At 34.2% G+C, this 15457-nt stretch carries 15 protein-coding genes and 1 pseudogene; 4 read left to right on the forward strand and 12 right to left on the reverse strand.

Annotated elements, in window-relative coordinates; genetic code table 11:
- Positions 1–267 (forward strand): flagellar biosynthesis protein FliQ, encoded by a 267-nt coding sequence (gene fliQ, locus M4Z11_RS02415; protein WP_249675732.1) that lies wholly within the window; start codon positions 1–3, stop codon positions 265–267.
- A gap of 177 nt (positions 268–444) precedes the next feature.
- Here the strand turns inward: fliQ and M4Z11_RS02420 are convergent, their stop codons facing one another.
- From M4Z11_RS02420 to M4Z11_RS02445, 6 genes are all read right to left on the reverse strand, one after another.
- Positions 445–807: a hypothetical protein gene (locus M4Z11_RS02420; RefSeq protein ID WP_249675734.1), complete on the reverse strand. Its 363-nt coding sequence runs from the start codon at positions 805–807 to the stop codon at positions 445–447.
- Between the two features lie 553 nt (positions 808–1360).
- A complete protein-coding gene (locus M4Z11_RS02425) occupies positions 1361–2119 on the reverse strand; it encodes an iron ABC transporter ATP-binding protein (protein WP_249675736.1) in 759 nt (252 codons plus the stop codon).
- Positions 2116–3066, reverse strand: a complete 951-nt coding sequence (locus tag M4Z11_RS02430) for an iron chelate uptake ABC transporter family permease subunit (protein ID WP_249675738.1) — start codon at positions 3064–3066, stop codon at positions 2116–2118. Before M4Z11_RS02430 ends, M4Z11_RS02425 begins: the two co-directional genes overlap by 4 nt.
- On the reverse strand, positions 3059–4015 hold the full coding sequence (locus M4Z11_RS02435; protein WP_249675740.1) for an ABC transporter permease: 957 nt from the start codon (positions 4013–4015) through the stop codon (positions 3059–3061). Before M4Z11_RS02435 ends, M4Z11_RS02430 begins: the two co-directional genes overlap by 8 nt.
- A 110-nt stretch (positions 4016–4125) precedes the next feature.
- A complete protein-coding gene (locus tag M4Z11_RS02440) occupies positions 4126–5046 on the reverse strand; it encodes a siderophore ABC transporter substrate-binding protein (protein WP_249675742.1) in 921 nt (306 codons plus the stop codon).
- 597 nt (positions 5047–5643) lie between these two features.
- Complete coding sequence (locus tag M4Z11_RS02445; protein ID WP_249675745.1) at positions 5644–6957, reverse strand: NAD(P)H-dependent oxidoreductase; 1314 nt, start codon at positions 6955–6957, stop codon at positions 5644–5646.
- 167 nt (positions 6958–7124) lie between these two features.
- Here M4Z11_RS02445 and M4Z11_RS02450 point away from each other — a divergent pair, with 167 nt between their 5' ends.
- Positions 7125–7613 carry a MaoC family dehydratase gene (locus tag M4Z11_RS02450; RefSeq protein WP_249675747.1) on the forward strand — a complete coding sequence of 163 codons (489 nt, stop codon included), beginning with the start codon at positions 7125–7127 and terminating at the stop codon, positions 7611–7613.
- On the opposite strand, the gene M4Z11_RS02455 is transcribed toward M4Z11_RS02450, so the two are convergent.
- The 3 genes and pseudogenes from M4Z11_RS02455 to M4Z11_RS02465 all read right to left on the reverse strand — a co-directional run bounded on the left by M4Z11_RS02455 (position 7610) and on the right by M4Z11_RS02465 (position 10121).
- On the reverse strand, positions 7610–8269 hold the full coding sequence (locus tag M4Z11_RS02455; RefSeq protein ID WP_249675750.1) for a methionine ABC transporter permease: 660 nt from the start codon (positions 8267–8269) through the stop codon (positions 7610–7612). The two genes, M4Z11_RS02450 and M4Z11_RS02455, sit on opposite strands and share 4 nt — an antisense overlap.
- Positions 8262–9296: a methionine ABC transporter ATP-binding protein gene (locus M4Z11_RS02460; protein ID WP_249675753.1), complete on the reverse strand. Its 1035-nt coding sequence runs from the start codon at positions 9294–9296 to the stop codon at positions 8262–8264. The genes M4Z11_RS02455 and M4Z11_RS02460 overlap by 8 nt, the downstream gene beginning before the upstream one ends.
- A gap of 6 nt (positions 9297–9302) precedes the next feature.
- Positions 9303–10121 (reverse strand): annotated as a pseudogene (locus tag M4Z11_RS02465) (MetQ/NlpA family ABC transporter substrate-binding protein).
- A 523-nt stretch (positions 10122–10644) separates the two neighbouring features.
- On the opposite strand from M4Z11_RS02465, the gene M4Z11_RS02470 reads away from it, so the two are divergent.
- A complete protein-coding gene (locus M4Z11_RS02470) occupies positions 10645–11298 on the forward strand; it encodes an SH3 domain-containing protein (RefSeq protein ID WP_249675755.1) in 654 nt (217 codons plus the stop codon).
- Positions 11299–11383: 85 nt separating this feature from the next.
- On the opposite strand, the gene M4Z11_RS02475 is transcribed toward M4Z11_RS02470, so the two are convergent.
- The 3 genes from M4Z11_RS02475 to M4Z11_RS02485 form a co-directional block, all read right to left on the reverse strand.
- Entirely contained in the window at positions 11384–12415 is a 1032-nt protein-coding gene (locus tag M4Z11_RS02475; protein WP_249675757.1) for an aspartate-semialdehyde dehydrogenase, read from the reverse strand.
- Positions 12416–12954: 539 nt separating this feature from the next.
- A complete protein-coding gene (locus M4Z11_RS02480; RefSeq protein WP_249675760.1) occupies positions 12955–13149 on the reverse strand; it encodes a Trm112 family protein in 195 nt (64 codons plus the stop codon).
- A gap of 13 nt (positions 13150–13162) precedes the next feature.
- Positions 13163–13825 carry an LON peptidase substrate-binding domain-containing protein gene (locus tag M4Z11_RS02485; RefSeq protein WP_249675763.1) on the reverse strand — a complete coding sequence of 221 codons (663 nt, stop codon included), beginning with the start codon at positions 13823–13825 and terminating at the stop codon, positions 13163–13165.
- 507 nt (positions 13826–14332) lie between these two features.
- Between M4Z11_RS02485 and gcvT the strand changes: the two genes are divergently transcribed.
- The gene (gene gcvT / locus M4Z11_RS02490) at positions 14333–15454 is read left to right on the forward strand and encodes a glycine cleavage system aminomethyltransferase GcvT (protein ID WP_249675765.1); all 1122 of its coding nucleotides are present in this window, start codon (positions 14333–14335) and stop codon (positions 15452–15454) included.
- Positions 15455–15457: the final 3 nt, after the last annotated feature.

Here is a 15457-nt window from a genome sequence, read left to right on the forward strand (position 1 = left end):
ATGAATGAAGCTGATGCTATTGATATGGTAACAGCAGCTATATGGACTGTTTTAACTGCTAGTGGTCCAGCAGTTTTTGCTGCAATGTCTGCAGGTATTATTATTGCTTTATTTCAAGCGCTAACACAAATTCAGGAAATGACTCTGACATTTATTCCTAAAATTATTATTATTTTTTTAGTGTTAGCATTTACAGCTCCATTTGTTGGAGGACAGATTTACGCTTTTACACAATTTGTTTATAATCGAATAGAAACGGGATTTTAGAAATTTTTGTTAAAAGTGTATCATAGGATACTAGAATACTTTTTCTTATATCTGCCTATTACAAATTTTTTAGAAAATTCTTTGTAAAACACGCATTAAACCTTTTTATAAACAACAGTCATTCATTTCACACTGATTATTTTAACTCAATTACCATTCTGTAAATTTCATATATATTTATGCAGGGCTTTCTTTTTCTAATGCAATTAATTGGCCATTTGTCCTTTGTGTTGTAAGAAGCTCTTCTTTTTTTACCATTTCACGTTGTTGCATTGGTTGCTTCTTATACTCTTCTGCAGCATTTAAAAAGAAAAAGTCATCATAGTTTGTGACTGGTTTCATTACTTTCTGACGGATAATCTCATTAATATGCGTAAGCATATCAGAGATATTTGCTGAAAGAGGATAATGGGGCATGGGTTCAACAACAGGAGCCATTTTTATAAATTTCTGAGTTGATTGCACGCCATTTTTAGAAAATGTTACTGGCGGCATTGGTGTTGCAAAACGCATTGTTGAAGTAATTTTCTCTGGCTTCATAATCATTACCCCTCATTGCATTAACTATTTAATGATTCATAAAAACTACATAAAGGTAATCGATTTTTTTCATAAAATCAAGCAGCTAATAGATAATATGGGAAAAGGATACATAAATAGGGCACTTAGATTAAGAAAAAAGCTGAATTTTCATTTTATAAATGTTCAGGAGTCATGTAGCGTTAATTTCTTTGTATAAAAAATGATCGAATTAGAATTTTCTTACGTACACCTGTTTTGTTTTTTGTAACACTGTCTTCTATTTTTGAAATAACAATTAGCAGATTATTTGAAATGGTGTTGCTCCTTTTTGTCATTAGGGTTGCTATTTTAATGATTACAAAATTTCAGGATTGGGAAAAATTAGTTAGATGAGAAAAAAGATCAAGATTTCTGGATCTAAAATGTAAGTTACTGATTTTATTAATTTTTTATAATTTTGATTTGTTCCAAGATTGATGGTATCAGAGTCTATTATTACTCAATATTCAAAATTCAAGTTTTATTTTTTTAGAAAATTTTGAAGAGTATACGAGTTCTAAAGAAAAGTTTTTTATTGGTAATAAAGAGCAATAGGTATATCATTGATGGTTGTAACTTGAATATCCATATCATAAATGTCTTTGAGAATTTTAGGCTGGATAATTTCTTTTGGACTTCCACAATAAACAGCTTTGCCATTTTTGATTGCGACAATCAAATCTGAATAATATGAGGCAAAATTAATATCATGCATAACAAGAAGAATGGTTTTTTTTAATTCATTGGCTGCACAGCGTAGTTGCTTCATCATGGAAACGGAATGTTTCATATCGAGGTTGTTCAATGGTTCATCTAATAAAAAATAGTTAGTATTTTGACAAATGACCATTGCAATAAAAGCACGTTGACGCTGTCCTCCAGACAATTCATCTAAAAAGCGCGTTTCTAAGTTTTTTAAACCAAGATATTGAATAGCACTATTGATAAATTGTTTATCTTCATTATTATATCGACCTTTAGAATAAGGATAGCGACCAAAACTGACTAAATCACGAACTGTTAGGCGAACAGATAAAGGATTATCTTGACGTAAAAGTGAGAGTTTTTTAGCTAAAATATCGTATGATGTCGTTTGAATATCAAAGCCATCGACATTAATTGTGCCTTTAGTAATCGGCAGAAGGCGTCTGATCATCATTAAAAGAGTTGATTTTCCTGAACCATTAGGGCCAATAAGAGAAATAATTCCCCCCTTTGGTAAATGAAGGCATAAATTATCAATAACCGTCTTAGCTCCATAGGTTTTGGAAAGATGATTGATTTTAATCATTTTAATTGTCCCTTCATCAATAGAGTTAAAAAGACGATACCACCAAAAAATTCAATAATGAAACTTAGTCGTCCTCCCATATTCAAGATTTGTTCTAAAATAAATTGTCCGCTTACTAAAGAAATTATGGCTAATAATATTGTAATAGGTATAACAACATGGTGTTTTGCTTGAGGTGAAAGCTCATAAGAAAGATTGGCAACTAATAATCCAAAAAAAGTGACTGGTCCAACAAGTGCGGTAGAAATCGATACAAGAATAGAGATGAAAATAAGAATAGCTGTAGCACTTTTGTGATAATCAACGCCAAGATTAAGAGCAGCTTCGCGCCCAAGAGAAAGAACATCAAGTAAGTGAAGTAAACGCCACCCAATCAAGCTTACGATGAAAACAATGATTGTAGCAAAGCCAATTAATGATGTATTGAATTTATTAAAATTTGCAAACATAATATCTGTCAAATTCATCATTTGATCTGGATTCAGTTGTAATTGCATAAACATGCGTAAGCTGAAAAAAAATCCACCAAAAACGACACCAATCAATAAAGTCAGATGAAGACCTTGAATGCTTCCTGAAAATAACCAGCGAAAGAGGCTTGTTGAAAAAATAATAAGAATAAGAGCTTCAAGAATTAATTGCCCTTCTTCATTGAGGAATGGTAACGAAAGAGAGTCGAGAGAATAAAGAATAACGGTTTTGATTAAAATATAAAGCTGATCAAATCCCATGATTGAAGGTGTTAAAAGACGATTATTAACCACTGTTTGAAATAAAACAGTAGAGATAGCAATTGTATAAGCAATGAGAAGAAGAGAAACAAGTTTTGCGAAACGAAATTTCCATGTAAAAATAGTTATATTCCATAGCATATAAAGACTAATCATGACACATGCCATTATGGTCAGTGCTGTCAATATCAGTATAGTCGTTTTTTTTCTATCCAAAACGCTGCCTCCAGTGTAACAGCAGTATGATAAAAACAAAGCTACCAATGACACCCATTACAGTACTGATAGGAATTTCAAAATCATGGTGAAGAACTCGTCCTAAAAGATCACAGATTAATACCAGTCCAGCACCGCTAATCATTACCCAGGGAGCACTATGACGCATATTGTCTCCCATGAAATTTGAGATAAGATTTGGGATAATCAATCCGACAAAAGGAATACGACCAACTGTACAAGTGACCAAAGCGGTAATTGATGCAACGATAAAGAGCCCAAAAAACATGACAGTACGGTAATTAAGACCAAGATTATTGGTCAAATCTTCTCCGAGGCCAACTACAGTAAAGTGATGGGCAGCAAAATAGGCAAGAATGCATAAGGGAAAAGATAACCATAAAAGTTCATATTTCCCATCAATAATCATTGAAAAACTACCAAACAAATGGGCTTGAAGAGAGGGAAGAAGCATTTCATGGTCAGCAATAGCATTTGTTAGGGCATTAATGACATATCCCAGCATAATTCCTATAAGTGGTACGATGAGAACAGATTTTAAAGGAACCTTGTATAATAAAAACATAAAAATTAATGTACCAATCATAGCAAAAGCTGTGGAAACAACCATTTTTCCAAGTACAGGTATGTCAGGCATAAAAATCATAACGAAAAGGATGCCGAGTGATGCGGATTCAACTGTCCCAGCGGTTGAAGGCTCGACAAAGCGATTACGTGTTAACAATTGCATAATCGTTCCTGAGAGAGCAAGTGACATACCTGTCAAAAGTACTGCAATTGTTCGAGGAAGACGCGTTTGCCAAAAAAGAAGCCATGCTTTTAAATCGCCTGATAATAAATCAGCAAGTGTCATATCAGAATAACCAACGAAAATGCTACAAGCAGAAAATATTGCAATGATCGCTATGGTTATCGAATAATTTTTCACATCAAATTCTTTTTTTTAAATAACAGAAGCTTTTTGGTATAACAATATAAAAACTTCTGTTATTAAATCTTGTTTTATAACGAGCAAGTTATTTTATATTTAACTAGTTCTTATTTACTTTCTGTAAAAGCTTTGCTGATTTGTTTTGTTGCTTCATTAAGTCCAGTTAAACCACCACTTGCACGATACCAGCTCCAGGAATCTAGGTAAATAATTTGATTTTTTTTCCCAGCAGTTGTGCGGTGAACAAGTTCATTGTCTAACAATTTTGCTGCAGATTTTCCTTCCCGTCCAATTGCGGCATCACGATCAATAACTAATAGCCAATCAGGATTAGTTTCAAGAATAAATTCAGGAGAAATAGGTTGTCCATGTTTGTGCACAACTATCTTATCAGTTGCAGCAGCAATTCCAAAGTTAGTATGAATAATATCTATGCGTGATTTTGGACCCAAAGCATTTATTTTTCCACCTGAAGTCATAAGAACGAGTCCTGTACCTTTTCCCTCCGTGCTTTTACGAACCATTGCTAAATTTTCTTTGAGCGTTGCAATTTCTCGTTCCGCTTCTTTTTCTTTACCAAAAATTTTTCCAAGAATGGTGATATTCCGTTCAATATTTTGGAGAGCATTTTCATACCCTACTGTCAAATCAATCGTTGGAGCGATTTTCGATAAATCATGATATTTAGATTTCGTTCTTGAGGAAATAATAATAAGATCAGGCTGAAAAGCAGCGATTTTTTCATAATTAGGTTCAAAGAAAGTACCGATTTTTTCATATTTTACATCATCAAAATGTTGCAAATATATGGGTTTTTTTCCTTCAGGAACACCAACCTCAATGTTAATGCCTAAACGATTTGCATTATCAAGCGATGCGAGATCAAAAAATACAACCTTTTTAGGATTGTTAGGAACAGAAGTTGTGCCTGAAGCGTGCTCAACTGTTAGATTGGCCCACGCGGTGGTTATAAAGCTCATTATTACAGTTAAAGTAAAAACTGCTTTTATTATACGTTTAACAATCATTATTTTGTCCTTTTCTTAAAAAAACATTTTTAAAATTTTAGGATCAAGATCCTTATATTAAGTTTTTTACACAATAAATATATAGCAAGAACACATTATGTTACCAAAACGATCTAAGATATGCAATGTTTAGTTTATAATTCAATGTCAATCAAGGATTAAATTTGTTTTTGTATTTTTCATGTTGTACAAACTTTTTATGGCTAGTTTACAGAAAATTATTGAGTAAGCTGATAAAGTGTATCTATGATTTTTTTATTTTTTCACAAAAGTTGTTTCCTGCTTTTTATTTCATATGATTTGTGAGCATGATGTGCAAAGCGAATTTGATGCTTATTTGAAAAAAGAGTGACGATTTATAAAATTGTTTATAATTTTATTTTTGTATTGATTAAGGCTTGTTAATATTTTTGTTCTTTTAAAGGAATGGGCAATTAAAAAGTTTGTGATTATTAAATGCTTTGATTTAAAAAGAATAAGTAATGTTTTTCTCTTTGAGGCTAAGAAGTGATTTAGTTTCTTTTTTTATTTATCTGGGGTTGTTTTACGCGGTTTAGTACTTTTAAATGGCCAGTATGGCTTATACGAGGAGAATATTTAATGTAGCAAGAGGTCTTGTTTCTTACGCAGTTGTGCAATCCATTGATTTTCGTGAATAGTTGTATTGTGTATTGTAATGAGTTCATTCTTTTTAATTGCGGCTGTAACCGTTGCTTTTTCTAAAAGTCCACAAGGGATAGCTTGATGAGCACGTGCTTCTTCAACGCTCATTGTCCAAGCACGATAGCTGTAAAGACCTATAAAATCTAATTGTTCACCAGGGTGTAAGTCTTTTTTAGCAACAGCACAAACCTCCGCTACTGGGTGTTTAAGTGGTGCCATATCTGTTTTACCATACAACATAATGCGTGCGCAGGTAAGCGGAACTTCCATTGCAGTTAAGTGATAGGGGCGATGAAAGGTAAAGTAAGGTCCTTGACCGATTTTTAAATCTTCCATACGTTCACGTAAACGTGGATGTGCTATTTCTGCAATGACAAAAACACCAGGGGCCACTCCTTTACCTATTGAATAATCTACAACACCGCATCTGTTTAAAATGCCACCATCTTGTTTTGGAATAAGTACTTTATTTAAATCTTTGAGTGCAGCATTAGGGCCATGCATTCCTGGGCAATCGGGAAGGAGTCCTGTTGCATTAGCAATTGCTGCCATTTCAACCATTGTTTTAGATCCATCAATAAATTCAACTAACATACGAACATTCATATTGCGTCTTCTGGCTTCTTCTTCGTAAGCATCAGGAGTGGCATCTAAAATAAGTGGATTATTTTTTCCTTTACCTACTGCAACAATCTTATGTCCGAGTGCTGAGACAAATTCAATGAGTTCCATACAAGATGTCGGTTCATCACCAGCACCAAGTGTATAAATAAGACCTCGTTTATCTGCTTCATACTTGAGATAAGCACCAATCGTAACATCAGCTTCCACATTCATCATGACAAGATGTTTATTGTTGCTAAGTGTTTTGAAACCAATTTCTGCACCTGCTTCAGGATGACCTGTTGCATCAACAATAATGTCAATTTGTTCATGGCGTAAGACAAGGTCTAAATCATTCGTAGCAGCAATTAAGCCTTTTTCAATAGTTTGGGTTAAGGCAGTAGTGTTTTCAACTTCACATACATGGCCTTCTTCTCCATAGGCTAATGCAGCAGCATCAAAAATGCGAGATGGTGTGCGGCTAGCAACAGCTGCGACTGTTATGCCATCCATATGCGTAATACTAGATAATAAATCTGTTCCCATTTCACCACAACCAATTAGTCCAATACGAATGGGTTTATAGGTTTCTGCACGCTGTTTCAAATCACGCGCTAAGCCTGTTAGGTTTATATTGCTGGTCATTGTTGTTTCCTATTTAAATTTTTCTTTAAGAAAACATTTTATTATTAATAAATGCGTTTATCTATGAGACATTTAAACTTTATATTGTTGATGCTCTAAACAATGGCTTTTATAAAAGCAAGAGAGAAGGCATTTAGTCTTTTGTCCAGTAAAACAAGGATAGTGTTATGCAACGAAAAATAGCAGTACAAGACATAGCCAATTTCATTGGAAAAGAAATTGGCTTATCACAGTGGCGTCTTGTTACACAAGATATGATCAATCAATTTGCATATGCAACGGATGATCATCAATGGATTCATGTAGATGAAGAAAAAGCGAAAAAAACGCCTTTTGGAGGTACTATTGCTCATGGTTTTTTAACATTGTCACTTTTGTCTGTGTTGGCTTATGAGGCATTGCCAGAGTTGGAAGGCGCGACGATGGGGATTAATTACGGTTTTGATAAAGTTCGTTTTATAAATCCTGTAAAAACAGGGGCACGAGTGCGTGCTCGTTTTATTTTAAATAATGCTAAAGTTCGTCCTTCTGGTCGTGTTGTTTTTAATTATGAAGTAACGATGGAAATTGAACAATTAAAAAGTCCAGCTCTTATTGCCGATTGGCTTATTATTGCTATGATTGAGGAAAAAAAGTCAGCTTGTGAAACTGTTTAATATTTTGTTTTATCCAATTTCTGTGCAATTTGATCACCAGTCCATTGAACAATTATATTGAGAATAATTAAAAAAATAATCGCTATTGTCATGATAATGGTATTGTAGCGTTGATAGCCGTAGCGAATTGCTAGATCACCCAAACCACCACCACCAAGATATCCAGCAAGCGAGGTAGCACTGATTAGAGAAATGACCATGACTGTAAAACCAGTAATGAGGCTAGGGAGTGCTTCAGGAATAAGGACATATCTGATGATTTGAAAGCGATTGGCTCCCATAGAACGGACGGCTTCAACTAAATTATGATCAACTGTTTTAAAAGATAATTCTGCTATGCGCGCATAAAAAGGAGTAGCTGAAATAGTAAGAACAAAAATCACTGAAGAAATTCCTATGCCGCTTCCTATTACCGCACGGGTAATGGGTAAAAGATAAAAGGCTAGTATAATAAAGGGAATAGCACGAATACTATCGATAATAATAGTCAAAAGGCAATGAATAAGGAATGACGGAAAAAGTTCTTCATGTGCAGTTGTATGAAGCAACAAACCAAGCGGTAGTCCTAAAATAAGGGCCATAAAAGAGGCACTTATTGTCATGAATAATGTATCAAAAATAGCATTAGGAAGCTCATGATATAGAATATTAAACATAGCCCAAAACCTCACAATATTGTCCCTTTTCAGTTAACCATTGGACAGCTTTTTTTAGAGCTACTTTATTATGTCCAGGAAGTCCTAAAAAAAGACGTCCAATAGTTTCTCCTTGGACTGTATCAAGGCCACCATGAAGAATACGCGCTCTTAAACCTGTTTCATCTTCAAGAAGATTAAGAAAAGGTTGTTGAGTAATTTCACCGGCAATATTGATTTCGATAATCGCTTCTTGACCTATTGATTTAAGATTTTGTGCAAATTCTATAGGAAGTTGCGGTGTTACAAGTTTTAGCATGGCAATGGTTGTATCTTCTTGGGGTGATGTAAAAATGTTTTTAACACATCCTTCTTCTACAATTCGTCCTTGGTTAAGGACAACAACGCGATGCGCAATAGTACGCACAACTTCCATTTCATGAGTAATGAGAACAATAGTAAGATTAAAACGTTTATTAATATCGGCAAGAAGCTCCAGAATAGATTGTGTTGTTTCAGGATCAAGAGCAGAGGTTGCTTCATCTGATAACAAAATTTTGGGGTTTGCTGCCAAAGAGCGGGCAATACCAACACGCTGTTTTTGTCCTCCCGAGAGTTCTGCAGGATAACAATATTCTTTTCCGCATAATCCCACTAATTCAATGAGTTCAGAAGCTCGTTGGCGGCGTTTTTTTTTGTTTATACCTGCTAATTGGAGTGGTAAAGCAATGTTGTCAATAATGTTTTGCGATGATAAAAGATTGAAATGTTGAAAAATCATTCCAATATGTTTGCGGTAGGAAGCCCACTCTATTTCTGATAAGTTGGAAACGTTAACGCCATCAAAAAGGATGTATCCTTCATCAATTTTTTCTAGGCCATTTAAACAGCGAATAAGTGTCGATTTTCCTGCACCACTGCGTCCAATAATACCAAGAATTTCACCAGCATGGATATCGAGAGATAAATTATCAATAGCTGGAATACCTGTTGTTTTTTTGAAGCGGCGGCTAATGTTCTTTAGAGAAATAAGAGTGGTATTTTCCATTCACAATTACCAAGATATTTGAGCAGCTGTACCAAAAATTTCTTTAATTTTTGTACGAACAGGTTCACTATTATAGGCATCAACTAATTTTTTGACCCATAATTCATCTTTATCGATAGTGCGCACAACAATGATATTGTTATAAGGGTTGTCATCTATTTTTTCCCATGCAATAGCATTTTTGTGTAAGTTTAATCCAGTGGTCAAAGCCCAGTTTGTATTGACAATTACAATATCAAAATCATTGATTACTCGCCCTAAAATACCGGCATCTAATTCACGAATTTTCAATTTTTTAGGGTTTTCAATAATATCAAGTGGAGATGCAAGAATATTATTAGGATCTTTCAATTTAATAAGACCTAAGGAATCAAGAAGAAGCAAAGCTCTTCCACCATTTTATGGATCGTTAGGAATACCAACAGTTGCTCTATTCGGAAGCTCTTTTATATCTTTGATTTTATGTGAATAGATACCAATTGGAGTGATAAACGTATATCCAGCAATTGAAAGTTTATAATTACGCTGCTCAATTTTATTGTTCAAATAAGGTATATGCTGGAAGGCATTTGCGTCGATATCTCCCATATTAACAGCATCATTAGGAAGGGTGTAATCAGAAAAATAAACAAGTTCAATATCTAAATTGGCCTTTTTTGCTTGTTCAACGGCAACTAACCAAATAACTGCTTCTTTTCCTTCCATAATACCAAGTTTAATTTTTGATTTATCTTCTGCTATAGTGTAGGAAGCGTGCAAGATAAAGGCAGAGATAGAAAGAAATAATCCAATGATTTTGTACTGGAACAGTTTATTCAATTTCATACGTATTTATCTTTCTTTTATTTTTGTATAAAGGGTTTTAAGGGAAAATTTTGTATATTCGAATTGTCTTGAAAAAAATTAAAGAATATAAAAGCTTCAAAGAATGTTCAATTATTTTTATTTAAAAAATAATATTATTTTTTATCTTCTGTTACGAAGTGTTTATTTTTGAGCAAACACACCCTATTGGTGGAAGAGCTTTACTCCAACTTAGGTCAATATATTCTATGTTATGATCTTTTTTGTGGAACCAATAGTATTTTCAAAACTTTTTTAAGAACTGATGATCAGGTGATCAAATGATATTTTTGCACGCAATGATTGATAAGGTCAGCATTGTTCGCAAGAGAAGAGCTTGTGTCTATAGGGTGGTGGGAGACACGTAAGAGAGCTTTTGCAATTTTCTCAAGATGTAGCAGACTTTTGAGAAGTTAGAAAATTTACCACCATTTTATTGCAATGAGACAAATTTTTGCAAAGACAAATTTGAGTCTCCGAATACTATGAATAGGAAAAAGAGAGAATGTTTAAAAAGAATTTTTTATCAGCAACAATGATGTTGACATCTTTGATGGGAGCTGGGCTTATGATGGTTACTTCTGATGCAGCTGCTGGAACAGTTGCTAAAATAGAAAAAGGTAAAGCAATTTTACGCGCAGGGCCAGCTACAACTTATAAAGTTACGGCGATAGTTCCTACTGGAGCAAAAGTGCAAATTAATGGTTGCCTTGCTAATAAAGTATGGTGTTTACTTCAACATAATGAAATGGTTGGTTGGGCATCTGCAAATTATTTTAATGTTCACAATGTTCCCGTAATTTCTTTTATACAGGTGAAAGGAAAGTCGAAGCCTGTAATTCAAGAGCAAATAGTACAAGAAAAAAAGGTTGTCTCTCATTCAAAAAATACGCCTATTGCTCCAGTAGTAGAAAAGAAGGCGCAAAAAAAAGATGAAACAAGCGTGATGGTTAAGAAACCTACAGATATTAAGGATATTGTGCATACAGGTGTGAAAAAAACTGATGATCGAATAATTTTAAAACCGTCTGAAAATACACGTGAAATATCTATAAAACGAGTAACAGCTTATAATCCTTTGTTTCCAGATAACGTCAATTTTGAAAATGCTGAACGCAATGAAACACGCTATCGTATTATAACATATCCTACTCTATAAAAATCAAGAAAACTTTCTTGTATTTTCTGGAGAAAAATAAACAAAAATAGCAGCATAAAAATTCTCTTTATGCTGCTATTTCCATTTAGATAGCTGATTTAGGTGTGATTAAATTACGAGAGATGAGAAGTTCAGCAATTTGAACCGCATTCAATGCTGCTCCTTTTCTTAAATTATCAGCAACAACCCAAAAAGCTAAACCATTTTCAACTGTGGCATCCTCACGAATACGGCTAATAAAAATATCATCTTCTCCTGTGCACTCATAGGGAGAGATGTAACCACCGTCTTCTTGTTTATCTATTATTTGGCAACCAGATGTGTTACGTAAGAGAGTGCGTGCTTCATGAGCACTTAATGGCTTTGCAAGTTCAACATTAACAGACTCAGCATGACCAATAAAGACAGGAACTCGAACAGCCGTAGCCGTTAATTTGATCTTTGGATCAAGAATTTTTTTTGTTTCAGCCATTATTTTCCATTCTTCTTTAGTATAGCCATCTTCCATAAAAACATCAATATGAGGAATGATATTAAAGGCGATGCGTTTAGTAAACTTTTTTAATAAGATTGGATCAGCAACGAAAACAGCTCGTGATTGTTCAAATAATTCATCCATTCCTTCTTTACCAGCTCCGGATACTGATTGATAAGTGGATACAACAACGCGTTTGATGATTGCTACATCATGGAGAGGTTTTAAAGCAACAACAAGTTGAATGGTTGAACAATTAGGATTGGCAATAATGTTACGTTTAGAAAATGCTTTAATGCTTTCTGCATTTACTTCTGGTACAATCAAGGGAACATTGGCATCATAGCGCCATGTAGAGGAGTTATCGATGACTATACAACCAGTAGCACTAATCTTAGGAGCGTATTCTTTGGAAATATTTCCTCCTGCAGACATAAGACATAAATCAGTGTCAGAAAAATTATATGTATCAAGTGCTTTGACTTTTAAAGTTTTGTTGCCATAAGAAACACTTTGCCCTAGTGAGCGTCGTGAAGCTAAAGGGACTATTTCGCTAGCTGGAAAGCAACGCTCTTCTAGAATTGTTAATATTTCACGACCAACATTTCCAGTAGCACCAACAACTGCAACTTTAAAATTCATATTTTAACTTCTTTCTCTATTTTATAAAAATAGATATGAGGCTGACCTTTTTGCTTGGATCAAATCTAATAAAGAGGATAAATAAGCCAAGAAATTTGCATATTTTTAATCATTACCTCCTTAGATCTAATTGTATGTATACAATTATTATGACGAAGGTACTATAGATCATCTTACTTGACAATACACTGTTTCCTTAGTTCTTTTAGAACTGGAGAGTGTCTGCTATCAATTGTCATTCCTTTAAGATTTTTTGTTGCGTAAGGATCAGAATTTAAAAGAATAAGCCTGTTTTGATTAGCAGATGATAAATCAGATTATTTACGCCTTTATCAAGGGATATTCAAAGAAATAGCATGAGTTTTTTATGGAAGCAAAGAATGAGTTTCTTTATTGAATAAAATTAAAACCTTAACATTATTAGTAAGTAGAATAGTTTTTTGAGATTCTTTTTGAGTATGCGTTGAAAAAAGCTGATCGAGAGAAAATATATTTTGATATAAAATTTATAATCGGTTTTATAAAAAGGGAAATAAAAATTATTTTTTTTCATTATGTTCTAAAGGACGCGCTTCTGAAGTAAGCATAATAGGGACACCATTACGAATAGGATAGGCTAGTTTTGCTTTTAATGAAATTAATTCTTGTGTTTTTTTATTTAAAGAGAGAGGCTCTTTTGTAATTGGGCAGACCAGTAATTCAAGCATTTTAGGATCAGTTGTCATTTTTTTCATATTTGAAAATCCGTTAATGTAAGCGATGATATGCCCCTGTTTGTTTCATAAGTGAACGCTCAGTTAAAGCAAGGAGAGTTTGGGCGCGACTTGCAATATCTGGTGCTTCCAGTAAAGCTTGTTTTTCTTCTGGAGCAAAGGGAATAAGAGTTGAAAGAGCATTAACGAGTACAGGTGTAGGCGTTTGTACAATATTATTCCAATTATGTTCAATTTCATGGAGTACAAGATAGTGTTCGATCGTATTGAGTAAATTTTCTCGATTAACATTCTCTGAATTTTCACGTTCTTGTAAATCTTTTATATTAAATTCAATGATGGCAATCCGATAAGGTTTTTTACTCACTAATTCTTTTTTTAAGGTAAAACGACAAACACCTTGTAATACGATAAGAAGTCGCCCATTTCCTGTTTCATTATAATTTGTAATACGACCAACACAGCCCATTTCATAGAGTTCTGAGGAAAAATTATTTGTACCCGATGATAACGGCTGAATGATTCCTAATAGACGATTAGATGTCATAGCATCTTCAACCATTTCAAGAGCACTTGGTTCAAAAATGTTAAGCGATAAAAAACCTCCAGGAAGCAATAATGCGCCTTCTAAAGGAAAAAGGGCAATTTGTTTTGGTAAGTCATTTTCACTATTATAGTGGATATTACCAGCTTTCATGAGTGTTCTGTAACCTTTATCTAATGGCAGTTTCGTATGTAAAATTATTATAGTTTTTTTATTATAAGGAAAATTACATTATTGTGAGCGAGATCAGATCACATAATATAAGTTATTATAATGAGAAAAACTATAATCCTCTCTTATAGAGAAAAGGAAGAGAAACAACAATATCTTGGGTTATATTCAGCAAGATTTTAAAGAATATGAATTTCCTCTAAGTAAAGATTTATGATGATAGTTTGAAAAAACAAGATTATTATAAAAAAATTAAAAATTTAGAGGATTATAATCAGTTTTTTAATGACAGTGTAGAGAAGATAAGTTATAGCGAAAATGTGTTGGAAAGAATGTCATTGCTTCTTTAATTCTTTGCGGGAGAGTGCAAAATGCTCACTTTAACATCTGCTGCTAAAGAGTAAAATAATCTGTAATCTTGCAGGTTTAAGACAAAGGGTAAGAAAGACGACTACAATATAGAGTAGTAAACGCGGCTTTGGAGAAATTATGAGCACCGATTTGCTGGCACTTGAGACATTGCCTTTAAAAAAGCTTCCCTTACATGATTTGCATGAAAAAGCACAAGCGAAATTTGGTGCTTTTGCTGGTTGGATGATGCCTTTAGTCTATCCTCTAGGTGTTTTGAAAGAGCATTTGCATACACGTGCTCAGGCTGGTCTTTTTGATATCTCTCATATGAAGTTGATAGCTATTGAAGGGCAAGAAGCAGCTGAATTTTTATCTTATGCTCTTCCTATTGATGCATCACTTTTACAAAAAGGCCAATCACGCTATAATTATTTGCTGAATGAGCAAGCTGGTATCCTTGATGATCTTATTCTTACTCGTTTAGATGAATGCCGTTTTGTGCTGGTTGTCAATGCAGGGAATGCACAGGTTGATTTTTCTGAGCTTAAAAAACGTGCTGTTGGTTTTAAGTGTCAAATAGTTACGCTTGAGAGAGTATTGCTTGCTCTTCAAGGTCCGCAGGCTGCATCTGTTATGGCTGATGTAGGCTTGCCTGGTAATGAGCTTTTATTTATGCAAGGGTTTGAGCCACATCAAGATTGGTTTTTAACACGTTCTGGTTATACAGGAGAGGACGGTTTTGAAATTGCACTTCCAGAAAATCAGGCACGTTCATTAGTTGAAAAATTACTCGATGATTGTCGCATTGAATGGGTCGGTCTTGCTGCGCGTGATAGTCTTCGATTGGAGGCGGGATTGTGTTTACATGGTAATGATATTACACCTGACACTACTCCTATTGAGGCTGGGCTGACATGGGCTGTGTCCAAAAGTGTTCGGGAAAAAGCTAAGTTTTATGGAGCAGAAGCTTTTCTTAGAGCATATCAAAAAGGCCCTTCTCGTTGTCGCGTTGGTTTAAAACCACAAGGACGTCAGCCTGTACGTGCAGGTGCAGTTCTTCTAGATAATAAGGGGAATCAGATTGGAATAGTAACATCAGGTGGTTTTGGTCCTTCTTTTAATGGTCCTGTAGCAATGGGCTATGTTCCTATTGATTGGAAAATCGAAGGAACAGAAGTTTTTACTGAAGTGCGTGGCAAAAAAATCATGTTGTCTGTTCATTCGCTTCCTTTTGTTGTACAACGTTATATTAAGGGATAATTT

The organism is Bartonella bilalgolemi, assembly GCF_023500045.1.
In the GTDB taxonomy this organism is placed as follows: Bacteria; Pseudomonadota; Alphaproteobacteria; order Rhizobiales; family Rhizobiaceae; genus Bartonella; species Bartonella bilalgolemii.

What these genes read in the sequence shown, in the direction of transcription:
- M4Z11_RS02460 (WP_249675753.1), bottom strand. Translation starts at nt 9,296, where the DNA reads ATGGAAAATACCACTCTTATTTCTCTAAAGAACATTAGCCGCCGCTTC.
- M4Z11_RS02485 (WP_249675763.1), bottom strand. Translation starts at nt 13,825, where the DNA reads ATGAAAGCTGGTAATATCCACTATAATAGTGAAAATGACTTACCAAAA.
- M4Z11_RS02455 (WP_249675750.1), bottom strand. Translation starts at nt 8,269, where the DNA reads ATGTTTAATATTCTATATCATGAGCTTCCTAATGCTATTTTTGATACA.
- M4Z11_RS02475 (WP_249675757.1), bottom strand. Translation starts at nt 12,415, where the DNA reads ATGAATTTTAAAGTTGCAGTTGTTGGTGCTACTGGAAATGTTGGTCGT.
- gcvT (WP_249675765.1), top strand. Translation starts at nt 14,333, where the DNA reads ATGAGCACCGATTTGCTGGCACTTGAGACATTGCCTTTAAAAAAGCTT.
- M4Z11_RS02440 (WP_249675742.1), bottom strand. Translation starts at nt 5,046, where the DNA reads ATGATTGTTAAACGTATAATAAAAGCAGTTTTTACTTTAACTGTAATA.
- M4Z11_RS02470 (WP_249675755.1), top strand. Translation starts at nt 10,645, where the DNA reads ATGTTTAAAAAGAATTTTTTATCAGCAACAATGATGTTGACATCTTTG.
- M4Z11_RS02420 (WP_249675734.1), bottom strand. Translation starts at nt 807, where the DNA reads ATGAAGCCAGAGAAAATTACTTCAACAATGCGTTTTGCAACACCAATG.
- fliQ (WP_249675732.1), top strand. Translation starts at nt 1, where the DNA reads ATGAATGAAGCTGATGCTATTGATATGGTAACAGCAGCTATATGGACT.
- M4Z11_RS02425 (WP_249675736.1), bottom strand. Translation starts at nt 2,119, where the DNA reads ATGATTAAAATCAATCATCTTTCCAAAACCTATGGAGCTAAGACGGTT.
- M4Z11_RS02450 (WP_249675747.1), top strand. Translation starts at nt 7,125, where the DNA reads ATGCAACGAAAAATAGCAGTACAAGACATAGCCAATTTCATTGGAAAA.
- M4Z11_RS02445 (WP_249675745.1), bottom strand. Translation starts at nt 6,957, where the DNA reads ATGACCAGCAATATAAACCTAACAGGCTTAGCGCGTGATTTGAAACAG.
- M4Z11_RS02480 (WP_249675760.1), bottom strand. Translation starts at nt 13,149, where the DNA reads ATGAAAAAAATGACAACTGATCCTAAAATGCTTGAATTACTGGTCTGC.